Origin of the sequence: Streptomyces sp. NPDC048257, assembly GCF_043201855.1 — a bacterium.
Classification (GTDB): domain Bacteria; phylum Actinomycetota; class Actinomycetes; order Streptomycetales; family Streptomycetaceae; genus Streptomyces.
This window is the reverse complement of the sequence record NZ_JBICZI010000001.1, coordinates 29,892-48,651: the sequence shown is the minus strand read 5'-3', so window position 1 is coordinate 48,651 and position 18,760 is coordinate 29,892. Positions and strand designations below refer to the sequence as shown.

General features: G+C 73.2%; 16 protein-coding genes. 9 read left to right on the top strand and 7 right to left on the bottom strand.

Annotation, left to right across the window (positions count from 1 at the left end):
* Positions 1-147 precede the first annotated feature (147 nt).
* Positions 148-2,004 carry a VanW family protein gene (locus ACGFZK_RS00230; RefSeq protein ID WP_393846562.1) on the top strand — a complete coding sequence of 619 codons (1,857 nt, stop codon included), beginning with the start codon at positions 148-150 and terminating at the stop codon, positions 2,002-2,004.
* Between the two features lie 183 nt (positions 2,005-2,187).
* The gene (locus ACGFZK_RS00225; RefSeq protein ID WP_393847246.1) at positions 2,188-4,815 is read left to right on the top strand and encodes a SpoIIE family protein phosphatase; all 2,628 of its coding nucleotides are present in this window, start codon (positions 2,188-2,190) and stop codon (positions 4,813-4,815) included.
* A gap of 59 nt (positions 4,816-4,874) precedes the next feature.
* Here the strand turns inward: ACGFZK_RS00225 and ACGFZK_RS00220 are convergent, their stop codons facing one another.
* Entirely contained in the window at positions 4,875-5,762 is an 888-nt protein-coding gene (locus ACGFZK_RS00220) for a S41 family peptidase (RefSeq protein ID WP_393846561.1), read from the bottom strand.
* Positions 5,763-5,863: 101 nt separating this feature from the next.
* On the opposite strand from ACGFZK_RS00220, the gene ACGFZK_RS00215 reads away from it, so the two are divergent.
* The 3 genes from ACGFZK_RS00215 (at position 5,864) to ACGFZK_RS00205 (ending at position 7,735) form a co-directional block, all read left to right on the top strand.
* The gene (locus ACGFZK_RS00215; protein ID WP_393846560.1) at positions 5,864-6,874 is read left to right on the top strand and encodes an RNA ligase family protein; all 1,011 of its coding nucleotides are present in this window, start codon (positions 5,864-5,866) and stop codon (positions 6,872-6,874) included.
* A 21-nt stretch (positions 6,875-6,895) separates the two neighbouring features.
* A complete protein-coding gene (locus tag ACGFZK_RS00210) occupies positions 6,896-7,396 on the top strand; it encodes a hypothetical protein (RefSeq protein ID WP_393846559.1) in 501 nt (166 codons plus the stop codon).
* A gap of 117 nt (positions 7,397-7,513) precedes the next feature.
* Complete coding sequence (locus ACGFZK_RS00205) at positions 7,514-7,735, top strand: hypothetical protein (protein WP_393846558.1); 222 nt, start codon at positions 7,514-7,516, stop codon at positions 7,733-7,735.
* 35 nt (positions 7,736-7,770) lie between these two features.
* On the opposite strand, the gene ACGFZK_RS00200 is transcribed toward ACGFZK_RS00205, so the two are convergent.
* Positions 7,771-8,625, bottom strand: a complete 855-nt coding sequence (locus ACGFZK_RS00200) for a hypothetical protein (protein ID WP_393846557.1) — start codon at positions 8,623-8,625, stop codon at positions 7,771-7,773.
* Positions 8,626-8,789: 164 nt separating this feature from the next.
* Between ACGFZK_RS00200 and ACGFZK_RS00195 the strand changes: the two genes are divergently transcribed.
* From ACGFZK_RS00195 to ACGFZK_RS00180, 4 genes are all read left to right on the top strand, one after another.
* Positions 8,790-9,440 (top strand): DUF4232 domain-containing protein, encoded by a 651-nt coding sequence (locus ACGFZK_RS00195; RefSeq protein ID WP_393846556.1) that lies wholly within the window; start codon positions 8,790-8,792, stop codon positions 9,438-9,440.
* Positions 9,441-9,539: 99 nt separating this feature from the next.
* Positions 9,540-9,890 carry a hypothetical protein gene (locus ACGFZK_RS00190; RefSeq protein ID WP_393846555.1) on the top strand — a complete coding sequence of 117 codons (351 nt, stop codon included), beginning with the start codon at positions 9,540-9,542 and terminating at the stop codon, positions 9,888-9,890.
* Positions 9,891-9,930: 40 nt separating this feature from the next.
* On the top strand, positions 9,931-11,319 hold the full coding sequence (locus tag ACGFZK_RS00185) for a pyridoxal phosphate-dependent decarboxylase family protein (RefSeq protein WP_393846554.1): 1,389 nt from the start codon (positions 9,931-9,933) through the stop codon (positions 11,317-11,319).
* 143 nt (positions 11,320-11,462) lie between these two features.
* Positions 11,463-11,903, top strand: a complete 441-nt coding sequence (locus ACGFZK_RS00180) for a MerR family transcriptional regulator (RefSeq protein WP_393846553.1) — start codon at positions 11,463-11,465, stop codon at positions 11,901-11,903.
* An 11-nt stretch (positions 11,904-11,914) separates the two neighbouring features.
* Here ACGFZK_RS00180 and ACGFZK_RS00175 read toward each other — a convergent pair whose 3' ends face one another.
* The 5 genes from ACGFZK_RS00175 to ACGFZK_RS00155 all read right to left on the bottom strand — a co-directional run bounded on the left by ACGFZK_RS00175 (position 11,915) and on the right by ACGFZK_RS00155 (position 18,686).
* On the bottom strand, positions 11,915-13,264 hold the full coding sequence (locus ACGFZK_RS00175; protein ID WP_393846552.1) for a cytochrome P450: 1,350 nt from the start codon (positions 13,262-13,264) through the stop codon (positions 11,915-11,917).
* Positions 13,265-13,373: 109 nt separating this feature from the next.
* Positions 13,374-15,461, bottom strand: a complete 2,088-nt coding sequence (locus tag ACGFZK_RS00170) for a SpoIIE family protein phosphatase (RefSeq protein ID WP_393846551.1) — start codon at positions 15,459-15,461, stop codon at positions 13,374-13,376.
* Between the two features lie 6 nt (positions 15,462-15,467).
* The gene (locus ACGFZK_RS00165) at positions 15,468-16,832 is read right to left on the bottom strand and encodes an LCP family protein (RefSeq protein ID WP_393846550.1); all 1,365 of its coding nucleotides are present in this window, start codon (positions 16,830-16,832) and stop codon (positions 15,468-15,470) included.
* Positions 16,833-16,986: 154 nt separating this feature from the next.
* The gene (locus tag ACGFZK_RS00160; protein ID WP_393846549.1) at positions 16,987-17,418 is read right to left on the bottom strand and encodes a VOC family protein; all 432 of its coding nucleotides are present in this window, start codon (positions 17,416-17,418) and stop codon (positions 16,987-16,989) included.
* Positions 17,419-17,570: 152 nt separating this feature from the next.
* Complete coding sequence (locus ACGFZK_RS00155) at positions 17,571-18,686, bottom strand: DUF5954 family protein (RefSeq protein WP_393846548.1); 1,116 nt, start codon at positions 18,684-18,686, stop codon at positions 17,571-17,573.
* Positions 18,687-18,760: the final 74 nt, after the last annotated feature.

Below are 18,760 nucleotides of genomic sequence, written 5' to 3'. Positions count from 1 at the left end.
CCGCCGGCCACAGGAAAATCGTGACAACGATTACATTTAGCCCCGCATCGCGCCCGCAGCGTGGATCATTATTTCCCGTAATTGTCGTATATGGCTGCCATTGCGGCCCGCGCCACCCGATGGACCGGTCGGCGCTACGGGAGAGATATGGGACGCGTGCGCGGCTGGATGGGCAACCGACGGATCGCTCTGCCGATCGCAGGAGGAGCCGTCGTCCTCGGACTGGGCGGCCTCTACGGAACCGCGCTCGCGGTCGGTGGTGACATCGACCAGGGCACACGGGTCCTGGGCGTGGACCTCGGCGGCATGAGCCGCGCCGAGGCACGCCAGGTGCTGACCCGGGAGCTCGGACCCGCCGCCGCGGCGCCGATCGCGATGAAGATCGGCGACCACGCGGAGAAGGCCGATCCCGCCGCGCTGGGGCTCTCGCTCGACACCGACGCGACCGTCGACCGCGCCGTACGGGACGGACACGGTCCGGTCACCGTCATCGGCAGCCTCTTCGCCTCGGACGAGCGGGACGTGGCGCCCGTGATCCGGATGAACGAACAGACCGCCCGGGCCGCGGTCGACCGCCTCGGTGAGATCACGAAGCAGCAGGTCCGCGACGGGGTGATCGAGTTCGAGGAGGGCACGGCGAAGGCCGTCGCCCCGCTCCCGGGCCTCGCCCTCGTCCAGGACAAGGCCCTCGACACCCTCCGCGACGCCTATCTGCGGCCGCACACGGGTCCCGTCGTCCTCCCGGTCGCACGCACCGAGCCGAACGTCGGGGCCGAGGAGACCGGACGGGCCATGCGGCAGTTCGCCGAGCCCGCGATGTCCGGGCCCGTCACCCTCACCGTCGGCGGCAAGCGCATGTCCATAACCCCCGCCGTCCTCGGCGACCACCTGAAGATGCGGGCCGACGGACAGGGCCGCCTGGTACCGGCCCTCGACTCCAAGAGCCTGCTCGCCGACCCCGCGGTGGCCCGCCCGATCGACGAGGTCACCCACCCGCCGCGCGACGCCGCGCCCCGCCTCGGGGCCGACGGCCGCGTGGTGATCGCCGACCTGGGTCGTGAGGGACGCCAGGTCACCCAGGAGGCGCTCGGCCGGGCCGTGCTGCCGCTGCTGACCCGTACGGGCGCGGCCCGTAGCGGCGAGGTCGCCACCGTGGCCGTCGAGCCGGACTTCACCAGCGACGAAGCGCGCCGCCTCGGCATCAAGGAGAAGGTCTCCTCCTTCACCGTCGACTTCCCGGCCGCCCCGTACCGCACCACCAACGTCGGCCGCGCCGTCGAGCTCATCAACGGCTCCGTCGTCATGCCGGGGGAGGAGTGGAGCTTCAACCGCACGGTCGGTGAGCGCACCCCCGAGAACGGTTTCGTCGACGGCATCATGATCAACGACGGCCAGTACGTGAAATCACCCGGCGGCGGTGTCTCGGCGGTCGCCACGACCATGTACAACGCCGCGTTCTTCGCGGGCGTCAAGCCCGTCGAGCACGGCGCCCACTCCTTCTACATCGAGCGCTACCCCGAAGGCCGGGAGGCCACCGTCGCCTGGGGCACCCTCGACCTGCGCTGGATCAACGACACCGGCCACCCCCTCTACATCCAGGCCCAGTCCACCGACACGTCGCTGACGATCAGCCTCCTCGGCACGAAGAAGTACGACGAGATACGGGCGACCAAGGGGCCGCGCACCCACATCACGCCGCCCGGGAAGCGCACGGGCAGCGGAGAGAAGTGCGAGGTCCAGACCCCGCTCGAGGGGTTCGACGTCACCGTCGGCCGCGTCTTCGTCCAGGGCGGCAAGGAAGTCCGGCGCGAGGACTTCACGACGCACTACACGCCGCGCGACGAGGTCACCTGCACCCCGGAAGATGCCCCGGAGGCGACTCCCGGTGCCACCCCGGGCGCCACCCCGCAGCCTTCGCGGACGCCCTCGCCGACGCCGTCGCAGACCCCGCCCGGCACGGCCGTGGGGTACGTCCAGGCCGCGGCCGGGCGCCACGCCGACTGACGGCCGAAGGGGGACCGGATGTGACAATCCCGGCGCGTACCGTGCATGACGGGAGCCATGCACGCCCGGAAGTGCTACAACTGGGTGCGTGACCATTCCTCGCCACCCGTGCCGGGTACGTCGGTGCGGTCACCTCTAGGCAACAGGTTCAAGAGCGTCGCCGGACAGGTATTCGTCCTCCAGGTGGCGATCGTGGTGTTGCTCGCGGCCGGGGCGCTGCTGGCCCTGGTCCTCCAGTCGAGGCACGACATCGACCGGGAGGCACGCAACCGGTCGGTCTCCGTCGCCGAGACCTTCGCCCACTCCCTGGGCCTCCAGGCCGCGCTGAAGACGAAGGACCCGTCCGTCATCCTGCAGCCCCTCGCCGAGGAGACGCGCAAGGTCGCCGGGGTCGACTTCATCGTGGTGATGGACACCAAGGGCATCCGGTACAGCCACCCCCAGCCCGACCGCATCGGGAAACGGTTCGTCGGGACGATCGAGCCCTCGCTGGCCGGCCAGGTCCACACCGAGAGCGTCGAGGGCCCCCTCGGCAAGGAGATCCAGGCGGTGGTGCCGGTCACGGCGGACGACGGCCAGGTCGTCGCGCTGGTCTCGGCAGGCCTCACGGTGAAGAACGTCACCGGCGTCGTCGACCGCCAGCTCCCGGTCATCCTCCTCGCCATCGCCACCGGCCTGGCCCTGGCCACCGGTGGCACCGCCCTGATCAGCCGCCGCCTGCGCCGCCAGACCCACGGGCTCGGCACGCAGGAGATGACCCGGATGTACGAGCACCACGACGCGGTGCTCCACGCCGTCCGCGAAGGGGTGCTGATCACCGACGGGGAAGGGCGGCTCCTGCTGGCGAACGACGAGGCCAAACGGCTCCTCGGGCTGCCGGAGGACGCCGACGGACGCCACATCGGGGACGTGCCGTGCCTCGACCGCCGGATGGCCGACCTGCTGCTCTCCGGCCGGGAGGCCACCGACGAGGTCCTGGAGACCGGGGACCGGCTGCTCGTCGTCAACCAGCGGCCCACCCACCCCCGCGGCCGGCCGGAGGGCGCCGCGGTCACCATCCGCGACTCCACCGAGATGCAGATCCTGACCAGCCGGGCGGACACGGCCCGCAGGCGCCTCAAGCTGCTCTACGACGCGGGTGGGGACATCGGTACCACCCTCGACGTGGTGCGGACGGCCGAGGAACTGGCCGCCGTCGCCGTCCCCCGCTTCGCGGACTTCGTCACCGTCGACCTGGCCGACCAGGTCATCGACGGCGAGGAACCCCTCGCCGGCTCCGACATGCGGCGCACCGCGATCAGCGGCATCCGCTCCGACCACCCCCTGTACCCCGTCGGCCAGCTGATCGACTTCCTGCCCTCCACCCCCCAGGCACGCGGCTACGGCACCGGCCGGGCCGAGCTGGTGCCCGACCTGGCCGAGGCACCCGGCTGGCAGGCCCAGGACCCGCCACGCGCCCGCGCCATCGTCGAGTACGGGATCCACTCGCTCATCGCGGCCCCGCTCATGGCCCGGGGCGTCGTCCTCGGGGTGGTCAACTTCTGGCGGTCGCAGAAACAGGAGCCCTTCGACGAGGACGAGCTGTCCCTGGCGGAGGAACTCGTCGCCCGCGCAGCGGTCAGCATGGACAACGCCCGCCGCTACACCCGGGAACACGCCCTCGCCGTGACCCTCCAGCGCAGCCTGCTGCCGCGCGCCCTGCCCGAGCAGAGCGCCATGGACGTGGCGCACTTCTACCTGCCCGCGCAGTCCGGAGTGGGCGGGGACTGGTTCGACGTGATCCCGCTGGCGGGCTGCCGCGTCGCGCTGGTCGTCGGAGACGTCGTCGGGCACGGCCTGCACGCCGCCGCCACCATGGGACGGCTCCGCACGGCCGTCCACAACTTCTCCTCCCTCGACCTGCCGCCCGATGAGATCCTGGCCCGCCTGGACGACCTCGTACAGCGCATCGACCACGACGGGGAGGGCGACGACGTGAACGGCGGCGTCCTGGGCGCGACCTGCCTGTACGCCGTCTACGACCCGGTGTCACAGCGCTGCACGATGGCCCGGGCCGGGCACCTGCCACCCCTGGTGGTCGCCCCCGACGGCACCACGGAGATCGTGGAACTGCCCGCCGGACCCCCGCTGGGGCTGGGCGGCATGCCCTTCGAGACCGCGGAGCTGGACCTCGCGGAAGGCAGCCAGCTCGTCCTCTACACGGACGGGCTGATCGAGGAGCGGACCCGGGACATCGGCGAGGGACTGGAACTGCTGCGGGTGGCGCTCAGCCACCCGGACCGGGACCCCCACGAGAGCTGCCGGGCGGTGCTCGACATGCTGCTGCCGCCCCGCCCCACCGACGACGTGGCCCTGCTCATCGCACGCACGCGGACGCTCGGCCCGGACCGGGTCGCACAGTGGGACGTACCGTTCCAGCCGAGCGCGGTCGGCGCCATGCGCAACGCCGCCGCCAAGAAGCTCGACGAGTGGGGCCTGACCGACCTCGGCTTCGCCACCGAGCTGATCCTCAGCGAACTGATCACCAACGCCCTGCGGCACGGCAGCGGGCCCGTACGGGTACGCCTGCTCCACGACCACAACCTGACCTGCGAGGTGTGGGACGGCAGCAGCACCGCCCCCCACCTGCGCTACGCCGCCACCACGGACGAGGGCGGACGCGGCCTGTTCCTGGTCGCGCAGCTCAGCGAGCACTGGGGCACCCGTTACACACCCCAGGGCAAGGTCATCTGGGCGGAACTGGCCCTGCCCGGTGCCGCGGGCGGCACGGAGGCGGCCCTCGCCGCCTTCCTGGACGTGGACCCCCTCTGACCCTCCGACCGCCGACCGGGCCCGACCGGCCCCGACGGGTCACGATGGGCCCCCGGGGGTCAGACGCCCGGCCGGAGGGCCTTCAGCGCCGTCTCCAGCGCCTGCTCCGCCGGGACCCGGACGTCGGGAACGACCCCCACGCCCTCCCAGTTGCCACCCGTGACGGTGTTGATCGTCCGGGCCGTCGGCACGGTCACCAGAACGTGCTCGGCCACCGCGTGCCGGGCCGTCGGATGGGCGCCGCCCCGTGTCGTCTCGCCCACGATCGCGGCCCGCCCCCGCGCCTGGAGGGTGTACGAGACGTCCTCGCCCCCCGAGAAGGTGACCGCGCTCGTGAGGACGTGGACCGGCCGGTCCAGGTAGCGCGGCGCGGGAAGGTACGAGGACGTCCAGAACTGGCGGGTCGTGTCCGAGGTCCGGTCGTAGATGTCGTTCAGGTGCACCTGGTCGTCCGGGAAGAAGTAGCTGCACCACATCGCGGCCCCCTCCGGAAGCCCGCCGAGGCAGCCCCGCAGGTCCAGTACGAGGGCTGAGGTGTGCGCGACCAGCTGCATGGCCGCGCCGATCGTGCTCGCGCCCTCGGTGGCGCTCGCGATGCGCCGGACCTCGATCAGCCCGATGTTGCCCTCCAGCCGCTCGACGCGCCGGATCCCCTGGTTCTCGGCCCGGAGCAGAGCCAGGAAGGCGGCCTGCCCGCCGTCCTCGTCCACCGGGTCCAGCGACTGCGGCTCGTCCGTCCACAGCAGCCGCAGGTGCTTGTCCGGGCAGGCCTCCTGAAGGTCCGCCGTCACGGCCGCGCAGAGCGCCGGCCCGTCCAGGTCCGCGTACGCACCCGCCGCGAGCCGGCCGCGGATCGCGGCCTCGATGACCCCTACCTTCCCGGGGAAGACGTAACCGGCGCCGATCCGGTCCAGAGCGCGTTCGATGATCTCTTCATTGGTGGGCATGAGACGTCATGCTAAAGCGCCAACACCAAGGCGACCAGCGGATTTACCCGCAACGTCCGGTGCCCTGACGGTCTTGCCGGGCCGCTCGCTACCATCGCGGGGTGCACCCCGAACCAGGTCCCTGGACCCCGTATCCGAAGATCCCCGCGAACACCCGGCTGGGGGAGGCCCGCGGGCGGAACTGGGTGGCCCACGAGAAGATCCACGGCGCCAACTTCGCCGTCGTGTGCGACGCATCGGGCGCGCACCCCGCCAAGCGGCGCGAACTGCTCGCGGACGGCGGGCTGGACGACTTCTTCGGCGTCGGCCGGATCTGGCCCGCGCTGGCGGTCGCCGCGACCCGCTGCGCACGGACCCTGCGCGAGGACACCGGAGCCCCGGCCTCCGCGGTCGTGACCCTCTACGGCGAACTCGCGGGCGGCCGTTACCCGCACCCCGACGTCCCCGCGACACCCGGGGCGGAGCCCGTGCAGACCGGCGTCTGGTACGCGCCCGAACTGGTCTGGCTCCCCTTCGACGCCACCGTCGCCGAGGACGACGGCGTCCACTGGGTCGGCGACCGGACGCTGCGCGCGGCGGCGGCCGCCGCCGGGCTGCTCTGCGTTCCGCTGCTGGCCGAGGGCCCGCTCGCGCGCCTCCAGGAGCTGCCGGTGGTCTTTCCCACCCGGCTGCCCGGCCTGCTGGGGCTGCCCGCGCTGCCCGGCAATCTCGCCGAGGGCCTCGTCGTCAAACCCGCCGGGGAATCCTGCGAGTCCCGCGAACCGGGGCGGCCCATGGCCAAGTTCAAGCAGCCCGCCTTCGCCGAGGACGAGCGGTTCGACGGTTCGCGCCCCTACGAGGCGCCGGCCGAAGGCGCGGCGGGCGTCCCCGGCTGGCTGCTCGCCCACGGCACCGGCCTGCTCACCCCCGCCCGGGCGGCGTCGGCCGTGAGCAAGCTGGGACCGCGCACCCCGCCGGCGGAGTTGGCCGCCGAGATCGCCCGGGACGCCGCCGAGGAGGCGGCGCAGGCGCTGGGCGGCCTGGACGGGGCGACGTACCGCGCGCTGGAGACGTCCCTGCACGCCGGAGCCCTGTCCCTGGCCCGCTTCGACGCTGCCGACCGCCGGGCCTGACGCCCTGTGCATACTGCTGTCATGAAGTCCCGTCCCGCCGCGCGCATCCACCTGATGATCACCTTCGTACTGGTGACGTGCGGTGCGGTCGCCGGAGGCTGCCTCGGACTGCTCCTGTCCGGCCGCCTGATGGCCGCGGTCTTCGCGGGCGCGGCCGGTCTCGGGGCGGGGCTGGGATCGTTCTTCTCCCGCCGGCAGGTCCTCGCCCTGTTCCAGCCCGAACGCGAGGTCGTCCCGGCCGACGGCTACGCCGAGGGTCTCGCCGACGCCGCCCTCGTGTGTATCGCGACGTACCAGGCGGCCGTCTTTCCGCTCACCTCCGACGGGGTCAGCGAGGCGGAGCGGGCGGCCCGCCGCACGATGGCCTACCGGATCTCCGCCTACGAGGGCCTGCCGCACCCGGTCCAGACCTCGGCGGCGGCCGCCCTGGAGGCGATCGACCACGGCCTGGACCCCAAGCGGGCCGAGACGGCGATGAGGGCGCTCTGCATCACGGTCTACGACAACCGCCGCGGCCGGTAGCCCGGTCCGTTCACCGCATTGTGTGATCGGCTGGTCGGCAACGGTTGGGCCTCGGTCTGCCCGTCGGCAGTGGCCTGATGCGGATCATGGCGTTGTCCGGATATGGAATCTGACGGGATGCTGTTCGCTCGGGCGCCGCTCGACGGTGTCGTCTGGCTCGACACACTGGTCCACGATCCGGCCTGCGGGTCGTGCCCGCGCATGCGGGAGCCGGAAGAGGACTCCGAGGAGGCCGACGCCGACGGCATGCCCGTGCTGTCGGGCCGGGCCCGGAACTGGATGGTGGCCGCCTCCGCGGTCACGGTCGTCTCGGCCGTACTGACCGTAGTGGCGAACTGACGGCTCCCCGGCCTCCCGCCCCCGGCCCCGGGCCGTCATCCGGTCGATTGGAGGACCAGCGTCCAGGTCCGGAAGGTGTGCTTGTCGGGCCGGTCGGGGTGCTGTTCGGTGAGGGTCACGGTGAGTTCGCCGCCGGTGAGACGGAGCGAGCCACGGTAGCGCCATGCTTCCTCGGGGTCGAGGGGCAGCAGCTCGGCGAGGACCGCGTCCTCGAGCCGGCGGCCGACGGCGCGCAGTACTCCGGCGTCGAGGATCAGGATCGTGCCGTCCGGCAGCACGAGCGGCTGCGGGGTCTGCGGGTCGGTGAGCAGGGGTCCGCGTTCGACGACGCCGCCGGGCAGCAGCCGGACCACCCGGCTGCCGGTGGGGAGGGTGCGATCGGTCTCGACGACCCGGATGCCGGTCCCGACGACGAAGTGGCCGTGGCTGCGCCAGGAGTCGTACAGGGTCCCGTCGCGGTCGTACGCCCAGGTGTCGAACGTGTCGTAGCCCGCCAGGCCGAGGACGAACCGGCCGCCGCCCAGGGCCGCGCCGCGTTCGCCGCGCAGTTCGGTGATCCGGCTGCCGTCCGTCAGGTCGAGCAAGAGTGCCGGGCCGAGATGGCCCCACGGCGTGTACGCGAGGGAGTGCGTGGTGACCAGGACCCGGCCGCCGGAGATGTGGGCGGCGTTGGGGCGGCCGGAACAGGGCGCGGTCCAGTGGGTGCGGCCCGAGTCGTCGACGCAGCTGATCTTCCCGGTGGTGCCGTGGATGCGCAGATCCTGGCGCCGGGCGAGCGGCCGGCCCTCGGGACGGGGCGGGCCGCCGGGCGGCAGACCGGCCTTGCGCTGGTGCTCCCGCACCGTGACGCGCCATGGGACGGCACGGCCGCTCTCCTCGGATCTCCCCATGGTCCCCGATGTTAGGGGGTGTCCGGGCGAGGGTCCGCCCCTGTAACCGTGGTCGATCCGGCAACACTCCGTCACCAAGCTGTGAAGCTTCTGCGGGACGCTGGTGCTCACCCAGCTCGGCCAGCCCGGCGCGTTCCGCGCTTCTCCTCAGGGGGACCATCATCATGAGCACTGCACGCAAGGCCGCCCTCGCCCTCGCCGCCGTATCCGCACTGGCCCTGACGGCCTGTGGGCCCACCGGGGACGGCGCGGCGGACGGGGCCGGGACGCCGACCGCGAGCCCCGGCGGGAGTACGGTCGCGAGTCCGACGTCGAGCGCGACGTCGAGTCCGGCCGCGAGCCCCAAGAAGTCCGCGACCCCGTCCAAGCCGCCGGCGCCCGGTTCGACCGACCCCGACTTCGACGTCTTCCCGTGCAGCACGTTCGACGTGAAGTTCACCGCGACCCTGGCCGAACCCACGACCAGCAGCTACCTGCTGAAGATCACCAACAAGGGCACCAAGGCGTGCCGGGCGCTGGGGCATCCGGTCGTGACCTTCGGTGATCTGGACGGCCAGGCCACGGAGCGGGGCCCGGCCCCCGGCATCGAGGACGCGATCCGGCTGGAGCCGGGCCAGTCGGCCTACGCCGGCCTCATGGGCGGCGCCGCCGACGGCAAGGGCAAGACCGTGAACTCGATCGAGATGACCATGAACACCGAGTCCGACCTGAAGCAGACACCGCTGAAGGCGACGACCCCCGGCCTGTACGTCTCGCCCGAGAAGAACTCCGTGACCGCCTGGATGACCAACGCGGAGGACGCCCTGAGCCTGTAGGCGTTCATCCGGTCGGCGGAGCACCGGAGGCCACCGCCGCCCCGCCGGGTCACGCTGTGGACAAGGACCGTCACCACCGCACAGACGAGGACCGAGCCCATGCCCCACAGCCGACGTATCAGCATCATCGTGGGCACCGCAGCACTGCTGCTGACCGCCAGCGCCTGCTCGGGACTGGGCCGGAGCACCGTCGGCATGCTGAGCTTCCGCGGCCACGACTCGCCGGTCGAGGTGAGCTACTCCAACACGCTCGTCGTCGGCTGCCACAAGATCGGCATCCAGGAAGGAGCCACGCACGTGGAGAACCACACGCTCGTCGACATCGTTCTGTACCGGACGCCCGACTGCCAGAAGACCGACAGGGCCGACGGGATCTACGTGGCGACGACCCTCAGCAACGTGACGGCCCCGGTGAGCCTGCCCTGGCGCAGCTTCAGCGTCATCCACTGACCGCTTGCGGGCGGGCGGGGTCTGTCCCATAGTCCGAGGTATGGACGAGCGCGAGGAGGCGCTCCGACGGGCGCACGGCCATGCCGTCCGCTGGCTGGCCAGCCTGTCCGACCGCCCGGTTCCCGCCCGCGCCCCGGTCGACGAGATCGTGCGCGCGCTCGGTGCGGAGCTGCCCGACGCGCCGAGCGTGCCCGCCGACGTCGTCGACCTGCTGGCCACCGCCTGCGAGCCGGGACTCACCGCGTTCCCCAGCGGCCGTTTCTACGGTTTCGTGGTCGGCGGCACAGAGCCGGCCGCGCTCGCCGTGGACTGGCTGGTCAGCGCCTGGGACCAGAACTGCGTGATGCGCGCGGTCTCGCCCGCGTACACGGCCACGGAGGAGATCGCCGGCGCCTGGCTGCTCGACCTGCTCGGCCTGCCGTCCGGCAGCGCCGTCGGCTTCACCACCGGTGCCACCATGGCGAACTTCACCTGCCTCGCCGCCGGGCGCGACGCGGTGCTGCGGCGCACCGGCTGGAACATCGCCCACGACGGACTCGCCGGTGGGCCGCCCGTACGCGTCATCGCGGGCCGGGACCGCCACATGGCCATCGACATGGCCCTGCGCTACCTCGGGCTCGGCCGACCCGAACTCGTGAACACGGACGCGCAGGGACGCATCGATCCCGAGGCCCTGCGGCGCACCCTGGCGGCCCCCGCCTCCGGTCCCGGTCCCGGTCCGACGATCGTGATCCTTCAGGCCGGGGACATCCACTCCGGTGCCTTCGACCCCTTCGCGGAGACGGTCCGTGCCGCCCGCGAGGCGGACGCGTGGGTACACGTGGACGGAGCCTTCGGGCTCTGGGCAGCCGCCTCTCCGCGCCACGCGCACCTCACCGAGGGATGCGCCCTCGCGGACTCCTGGGCCACGGACGCCCACAAGACCCTGAACGTCCCCTACGACTGCGGCCTGGCCATCGTCCGCGACCCCTCCGCCCTCCGGTCGGCGATGGGTCAGCAGGGCGACTACCTCATCCAGCACGAACACGGCGACCCGATGGACAAGGTCCCCGAACTCTCCCGCCGCGGGCGGGCCTTCACCGTCTGGGCCGCACTCAGATCCCTCGGCCGCTCGGGCGTGGCCGACCTCGTCGACCGGCTGTGCCGGCATGCCGGCGCCTTCGCCACCGGCATCTCCGCCATCCCCGGCGCGACCGTCCTCAACGACGTGGTCTTCACCCAGGTCTGCGCCGGGTTCGGCGACGACGCACGCACCGACCGGGTACTCGCCCGCCTCCTCGACGAGGGCACGGCGTGGATCAGCGGCTCCACCTGGCACGGCCGCCGCATCATGCGCATCTCGGTGAGCAACTGGTCGACGAGCGACGAGGACGTGGCGCGCACCCTCGACGCGATCCGCCGCGCCTCCCACGCATCAGGCCCCGCCTGAGGCTGCGCGGAACCAGGGACACCGGGACGCCGCGCCCGTACAAGCGGCTAACCCCTGACGTGGGCGCCAGGGGTTGGCGTCGCCGCACCCCGGCCGCGGACGCCCCTCGTACCACCGCCCCCAACCTGCCCCGGAGCGCGCACATGACCACGGTCCTGCCCCGAACCACCCGCGAAGTCCGCCTCGCCGCCGTTCCCGAGGGACTGCCCGCGCGCGAGCACTTCACCGTCGCCGTGACCCCACGGCCCGAGCCCGGCCCCGGGCAAGTCCTCGAGCGGCGCGGGCTCCTGTCCCCGCCCGCCCGCACCGCGTCGGGCCAGCGCGAGTACGGAACGGGCGAGATCGCGCGGGTCCGCGTCATCCGTGATCTGCTCGCCCTCGGGCTCACGATCGAGGACCTGCGCGGCTGCGCCGACCGCCTGCACCTGCTCGCCCAGGATCCTCCGCCGCGCTGTGGCGCGGATGCTCCGGGCGGCCCGGCGCCCGGGGTCGCCGGCCGCACGCTCGCCGCCCTCGACGCCGAGACCGACCGGCTGGCGGCGCTGCGCGAGAACCTCGCGCGGCGCGCCTTCGGAGACGACTGACACGGGACGCCTCAGCGCGCGGGGCTCCCCGTACCCACGGCGGTGAGGGTGGCGGGCGTCGGACCGTCGGGGCGGACGGTGATGCTGTACGCCGCCCCGGTGGGGACGGCCCGGAAGTCCGGGACGTGGGCGGGCAGCAGGTGTTCGAGGAGGGCGGTCGACTCGCGCAGGGCGAACTGCTGGCCCAGGCAGGCGCGGGGGCCGATGCCGAACGGCAGGTAGGCGCCCGGACGCGTGGGCCGGCGGCCGGGGACGGTGAACCGCCGGGGGTCGAAGTGCTCGGGATCGGGCCACAGTTCGGGATCGCGGTGGGTGAGGTAGGGGCACACGAGCAGGTCCGTGCCCGCATCGACGGTGTAGCCCGCCAGGACGTCGTCCTCGGCGGCGTGCCGGGGCAGGATCCAGGCGGACGGGTAGAGCCGGAGGGTTTCACTCACCAGCGCCTGGATGGCTTCGCGCCGCTCCGGCGAACCGGCGCGGCCGGCCGCGAGCGCCTCCTCGCGGGCCGCGGGATGGCGGTCGAGGAGCAGATACAGCCAGGTCAGTGTGGTCGCGGTGGTCTCGTGGCCGGCGACCAGCAGGGTGACGAGCTCGTCGCGCAGCAGCTGGTCGGTGTACTGGGGGTACTCGCCGACGGCATCCACCAGCACCTGCAGCAGCCCCGGGCCGTCGGGGCCGGGCTCTGCGTCCCGGGCCGCGTCCACAGCGCGCCGGGCGACCGCGTCGATCCTGGCCAGGTCGTCGGCGACGGCGTCCCGGGCGTCCACGTGGCCGGCCGGCAGGGTCGGCAGCGCGGCCACCACGGTGGCCACGGAGGCCAGTTCGTGCGCGGTGGCGTCGTCGAGCGGATGGCCGGTGAGCGCCCGCCAGATGGTGTCGAGGGCGAAGCGGCGCATCTCCTCGCCGAGGTCGAAGGTCCGCCCGGTGCGCGCGTGGCCGGCCCACCGCCGGGCCGTGGTCCGGGCCGCCGCGGTGATCCGCTCCTCGTAGCGGCGCATCCCCTTTCCGGTGAACTGCGACTGCAGCAGGCGCCGTTGCCGCTTCCAGGCCTCGCCGGTCGCGGCGAGCACCCCGTCGCCGATGAGCAGGCGGGCGCGATGGGAGCGCTTGACGTACCGGTCGGGGTGCAGGGCCAGGACGTGCTGCACGGCCTCGGGTCCCGTGACCAGGACCGTGGGCTGCGGCCCGAGGCGGAAGGAAGCCACCCCGCCGAGCCGCTCCCGTACCTGGGCCAGCAGGTCGACCAGTTCGCCCTGGTGGGTGCGCCACCGCTCCACACAGCCGGCGTCGGCTTGGGGGAGCGGTCGTCCCGTCCCGGCCCGTCGCGGGGCGATCGGCCTGCTGCTGGCGTCGGTGGCCACGGGGCTTCTCCTGTGCGGCTGTCGGGCGGTGCCCGAGGATGCGTCGGCATCACGGACTGTACGCGGACGGGCGGGGAGAGTGACAGTGCGAAGAGGGGCGATGGCCGATTCACGCGGGTGGCCGGTCGGCGGGCACGCCGATGCGGGCCGCGAGGAGGGCGATGTCGTCGTCGGCGGACGCGGGGACCAGATGGGCGATGAGGGAATCGCAGAGGTGGTCCAGTGACTGCTGGGGTGCGCCGAGCAATCCGGTGAGCTCGCCCAGGCGTTCGTCGATGTCGCGGCTGCGCGCCTCGATGAGGCCGTCGGTGTAGAGAACGAGGACGCTGCCGGGCGGCAGGGTGATGTCGGTGGTGGTGAAGGAGATGCCCCCGACACCCAACGGGACGCCCGGCGGGGTCGTGACGAGGTAGACGCTGCCGTCGGGCTCGGCCACGGCCGGGGGCGGGTGGCCGGCGCGCGTGACCGTGCAATGGCCGGTGGCGGGGTCGCAGACCACGTAGAGGAAGGTCGCGAGCATCGGATCGGACAGGTCGGCAAGGGTCGCCTCGAGCTGGTGGAGCAGGGCCGTGGGAGGCATGTCGAGGCGGGCGAGCGCGCGGACGGTCGCGGAGAGCCGTCCCATGACGGCGGCGGCCGCGATGCCGTGCCCCATCACGTCGCCGATGAGGAACGCGGCCCGGCCGCCGGTCAGCGGGAGGACGTCGTACCAGTCACCGCCGACCTCGTTGACATCGCTGGCCGGCAGATAGCGGTGGGCGATGTCGAAACCGGGCGGTGGGGTGACGTGCTGGGGGAGCATGCTGCGCTGGAGGACGACCGCGGTCTCGTGCTCGTGGTGGTAGAGGCGCGCGTTGTCGATGCTGATGGCGGCGCGGGCCGCGAGTTCACCGGCGAGGGTCACGTCGTCGGACCCGAAGGGCCCGACCGGACCGGTGCGGTAGAAGGTGGCGACGCCGAGGACCATGTCACGGGCGATGAGCGGGATCATCATGAACGAGTGCACGCCCAACTGCAGGAGCTGGGCCGGCTTGGTCGTGTGGCGGGCCGCGGAGGCGACGGCCTCGTCGTCGAGGTGGGCGATCAGGTAGGGCTGCCGGGCCGCGAGGGCCTGGGTGTAGGGGGCGGTCGAGGGGAAGACCAGGGTCCTGCCCAGGGGAGCCAGGACCTGGGTGACGGCGGAGCCGGTCAGGGGCGCCTTGCCCAGACGGCGCAGGGCGGCGCCCCCGGACAGCCCCGTGCCCGGCTCGTTGCCGCGTGCGAGGGAATCCAGCACGTCGACGGTGACGGCGCCGGCCAGGTGCGGGACGGCGAGATCGGCGAGCTCCTGCGCCGTGCGCTCCAGATCGAGGCTCGAGCCGATGCGCGAGCTGGCCTCGCTGAGCAGGGCGAGTCGGCGCCGGCCCGCCTCGGCCTCGGTGTGGTCGCGCTGCTGCGTGGTGATGTCGAGGAGCGAGGCGATCACGCCGATCGCCCGGCCACCGGGGTCCTCGACGCGTACGTACGAGCACGACCACACGCGGTCGTGCTCCGGGTCGGCAGGGGTCCGGCCGGTGCGGCGCCGGTCGAGGACCGGTTCACCGGTGTCCAGGACGTGGCGCATCGCCGCCTCCATCTCACCGGCGTTCACCTCGGGCAGCACCTCGGCCAGGCGCCGCCCCACGTGGGCGGATTCCGCGAGGCCGTTCATCGCTTCGAGGGCCGGGTTGACCTGGAGGAACCGCAGCTGCGTGTCGAGGACGCCGATCCCGACCGGCGAACGGGCGAACAGCCCGTCCCAGACGGCGGAGGACCCGCGGATACGGCGGGCGGCGTGGGCGTCCGCCGCGAAGACCAGCACGGCGGAGGCACCGTGGCGGCGGTCCGGCACCGGACAGGCCCAGATCTCCAGCTCCAGCGGGTGGCCCTGGCTGTGCCAGGCGGTGACCATCCCCATGACCCCGCGCCCGGTGGCGGCCGTCTCCCACAGGGAGCGGCCCAGGCTGCGATCGGCCCCCGGATGAAGGAGATCGGAGATGTGCCGTCCCAGCACCTCGGGCGGGGTGTAGCCGAGGAGCTGCTGAGCGGCGTGGTTCCAGCGCACGACCATCCCGTCGCTGCTGGTGGCCACGAGGGCGACCGGCAGGGCGCCCAGCCAGCCTCCGGCATCCTGGGCGGCGCTGCTGATCAGCTCCTCGAGCGGCATCTCCTCGTGCATCACCCCTCATCGTCGCCCGGACGGCTCCGCAGCGCCCACCGGCCGTGCGTCCCCCGCCGCCGCCGGGGCACCGGCGCAGCGCAGGCGGTCCGCGGTCGCGGGGGCGCCGTCGACCACGTTGCGGTCGTAGGTGACGGTCTTGACCCGGACGGGCGCGGTGCCGAGGGTGACCTCGACGACCGCGTCGAGCGCCGGGTCGGCCTGCAGGCGGGAGCCGGGCAGAGCGGCCGCGACGGTCGCCGCGTTCTCCTCCTGGCCGGTGGCGTAGCGGATGAGGGGCGGCCCCGCCGGGCGCACCGCCGGCGCGGTCCGCGAGGTGTCGGTGACGACGAACCCGTTGGCGCTCAGGGCGGTGGCGACGGCTTCGTCGTCCACGCGGACCGGGATCCGGGCCGGGTCGGCCGGGGCCGGATTCTCCGCGATCGGCTGGATACGGGTGTCGCCCGTGATCGGGCGGTCCGCGCCCAGCGCGTTCCACAAGGCGGCGGAGCGGGCCTCGTCCCACACCAGGGTCGACCCCACACCGGGTACGCGGTGGTCGAAGAGCCGGATCGGGACGGTCGCGAACTCCGTCCGGTCCGCCCGGAGGTGACCGAGCGCCCAGCCGATGCGGACCAGGTCGTCGAGCCCCGTCCGCTCGTCGGTGCGTACGGTCTTCAGCAGGGTCCGTACGGTCCGGGCCGTGCTGATGGGGCCGTTCAGGGCGCCCTCCGCGGTGAGGCGGGCCAGCAGGTCGTTGACCACGCGCTGCTGGCGGCGGACCCGGCCGAGGTCGCCGGGCCGGAGGTTGACGTGCCGGGCCCGGACGTAGCGCAGTGCTCCGTTGCCGTCGGCGAGGTGACGGCCGGCGCCGATGTCGAGTCCGGAGTTCTCGTCCCTGAGCGGTGTGTCCGTGCACACGGTGGCGCCGCCGAGGTTGTCGACCGTCCGCTCGAAGCCCGTGAAGCCGGTCTCGAGGTAGTGGTCGATGTGGAGACCGGTGGCCTTCTCGACGGTGGCCACGGTGAGCGGGCCACCGCCGAGGGCGTACGCACCGTTGATCTTGCCGCTGAGGGCCGGGACGGTGGTGCCCGCGTAGGTGACGTAGGAGTCGCGCGGGATGGAGACGATGCTCGCGCGCCGCCGGTTCTCGGACAGGTGGACCAGCATCATCACGTCGGTGCAGTTGCAGCCCTTGCCGCCCACGTGGAGCCGGCGCTTCTCGGCCGCCGAGAGTCCGGCGCGACTGTCGATTCCGACGACCAGGATGTTGGTGCCCCGGCCGCCGACACCGCCGGTCGGCGCGCTCGCGGCGGAGACGGCCTGCGAACCCACGACGGCACCGCAGGAGAGGGCGGTCAGCAGGGTGAGGGCGACAGCGATACGACGCAAGGCACATCCCCGAAATAGAACGAACCGGCTGAAATCGGGAATGTACCGGCCGCACGTGCGAGCGACCGGGCTGTACGCGCCTGTACGCGCCGGGATTCCTCCCCGGAGGGGGCGGGCTTGGTACATCTGCCCGCCCGGCCCCCGCCCGGGCCGCTCAGCGTTCGGGCAGCTCCGAGGGGGCCTCCTGGACGACCCAGCCGTTGCCGTCGGGGTCCTCGAAGGTGAGGAAGGAGTTCCAGGTGCCGCCCTTGCCCTCCTCCCAGCCCGCCTCACCGACGTGCCGGACGGGCGATACGTCCACGCCCCGGTCGACCAGCTCCGCACGGGCCGCCTCGATGTCCGTGACGCACAGCTGAAGGCCGTGCAGGGTGCCGGGGGCCATGGCCCGGGAGCCGGGTGCCTCGGGCATTCCCTGGAGCATCGCGATGGAGCACCGGGAACCGGGCGGGGTCATCTGGATGATCCGCACGCCGGGGGAGACCTCGTCGTCGAGGTCGACGTCGAAGCCGATCCTGTCGGCGTAGAAGGCCTTCGAGCGGTCCATGTCGGTGACAGGGACGGGGACGACTTCGAGCGTCCAGTTCATGGGTGTCTCCCTCGGGGCATCAGCGGGTCGCACATCGGGGCGGGTCCCGGGTCCACCGTTTCCCATGGAGGTCCGGGGGTGCACGCCGAAACGCCAGCCGGGCACCGACTTGTCCGTCGTCGTCGGCCGTCGTCAGCTGTCGTCGGCCGTGGTCACTCGTCGGACAGGACGCGGCCGTCCTCGTCGAGCGTGAGGTGGATGCGTGCGGGTTCCTGGCTGTTGACGTCGGACGGCCGCGGGCCCTCGGGACCGTCGGGGCCCCACCGCAGCAGGCGGCGGGTGCGCACGATCTGGTACACCGAGTCCTGGAATTCCAGCCGGTTGACCCGCCCGGCCCGGAGCGTGTCGGCGGCCCCGGCGTACGCGGCCAGCTTCGCCGCCCGCAGGTCGGCGGACTTCCCGCCGCCCCCGCCGCCCCCGCCGTCCCGGCCGTCCCCGGCGGCCCAGGTGCGGGCGTCGATGCGCGGGTCGGCGTCCTCGGGGAGATGGCCCCGCATACGCGGCCACATCCACGTCAGCGCGAAGTCCAGCGACCTGCGGGCCGCGTGCGGGGTCACGTGCGGGCCGCTGACCGGCCGCCAGCCGCCCCTGGTCCGCTCCACGACGCTGAACGTCGGAGGCATCACCAGGACGTCCGGATGGGTGTCGAGCGCCCGCCGCGCATCGGCGCGCACCTCCTCCGGAAACCTTTCGCCGGTGTAGCACAGTCCGCGCAGCGCCAGCTGCTCGAACGCCTGGGTCGGGGTGACCGGAGCGTCCGGATCCACGACCAGCCCGTCGTCGATTCCGGGCTCCCTGACGGCCCGGTCCCAGTCGGGCACGAGGGGCTCCGGATCGGTCGGGCGCGGCGCCTCCATACCGTCCGGGCCCGAAGCCGCGTACTCCTCGGCGCGGATGACCCGGTACCGGGTCCCGGACACGACGAGTTCGTCGACCCGCTCGCTCTCCAGCCGGGCGACCGCCGCCAGCAGCGCGCGCCGCTCGGCCCTGTCCTTCGCCTCGTCCTTCGCACGGAACCACAACCGCGAGTTCAGCCCGTCGCGCGCCTGCTGGGGGCAGCCGGTCGTCACTTCGAGCACCACCCGCCACCGCGGCCCGTCCCCGGCGGACTGCGCCGCCACCCCGAACAACGGGCCGCGCACCACCACATCGCCCGCACGCGCCACGGCGTCGAGCGCGTCGGCTTCCACTGCGGCTTCCACCGGCTCCACCGGCACCCGCACCACCAGTGGCCGCGACCCGCGCGGCCTCATGTCCCCACGGTCCATGCCCCCATCCTGCCGACCACGGCACGGCGCCGCCCCGGATTCGCCGATTCCCCAGCCTTGCGGGCACCGCGGGC

Coding starts and splice junctions, on each gene's coding strand:
- ACGFZK_RS00230 (WP_393846562.1), top strand. CDS start 148: ATGGGACGCGTGCGCGGCTGGATGGGCAACCGACGGATCGCTCTGCCG.
- ACGFZK_RS00220 (WP_393846561.1), bottom strand. CDS start 5,762: ATGCCCACCAATGAAGAGATCATCGAACGCGCTCTGGACCGGATCGGC.
- ACGFZK_RS00210 (WP_393846559.1), top strand. CDS start 6,896: ATGAAGTCCCGTCCCGCCGCGCGCATCCACCTGATGATCACCTTCGTA.
- ACGFZK_RS00205 (WP_393846558.1), top strand. CDS start 7,514: ATGCTGTTCGCTCGGGCGCCGCTCGACGGTGTCGTCTGGCTCGACACA.
- ACGFZK_RS00200 (WP_393846557.1), bottom strand. CDS start 8,625: ATGGGGAGATCCGAGGAGAGCGGCCGTGCCGTCCCATGGCGCGTCACG.
- ACGFZK_RS00195 (WP_393846556.1), top strand. CDS start 8,790: ATGAGCACTGCACGCAAGGCCGCCCTCGCCCTCGCCGCCGTATCCGCA.
- ACGFZK_RS00190 (WP_393846555.1), top strand. CDS start 9,540: ATGCCCCACAGCCGACGTATCAGCATCATCGTGGGCACCGCAGCACTG.
- ACGFZK_RS00185 (WP_393846554.1), top strand. CDS start 9,931: ATGGACGAGCGCGAGGAGGCGCTCCGACGGGCGCACGGCCATGCCGTC.
- ACGFZK_RS00180 (WP_393846553.1), top strand. CDS start 11,463: ATGACCACGGTCCTGCCCCGAACCACCCGCGAAGTCCGCCTCGCCGCC.
- ACGFZK_RS00170 (WP_393846551.1), bottom strand. CDS start 15,461: ATGCACGAGGAGATGCCGCTCGAGGAGCTGATCAGCAGCGCCGCCCAG.
- ACGFZK_RS00160 (WP_393846549.1), bottom strand. CDS start 17,418: ATGAACTGGACGCTCGAAGTCGTCCCCGTCCCTGTCACCGACATGGAC.
- ACGFZK_RS00155 (WP_393846548.1), bottom strand. CDS start 18,686: ATGGACCGTGGGGACATGAGGCCGCGCGGGTCGCGGCCACTGGTGGTG.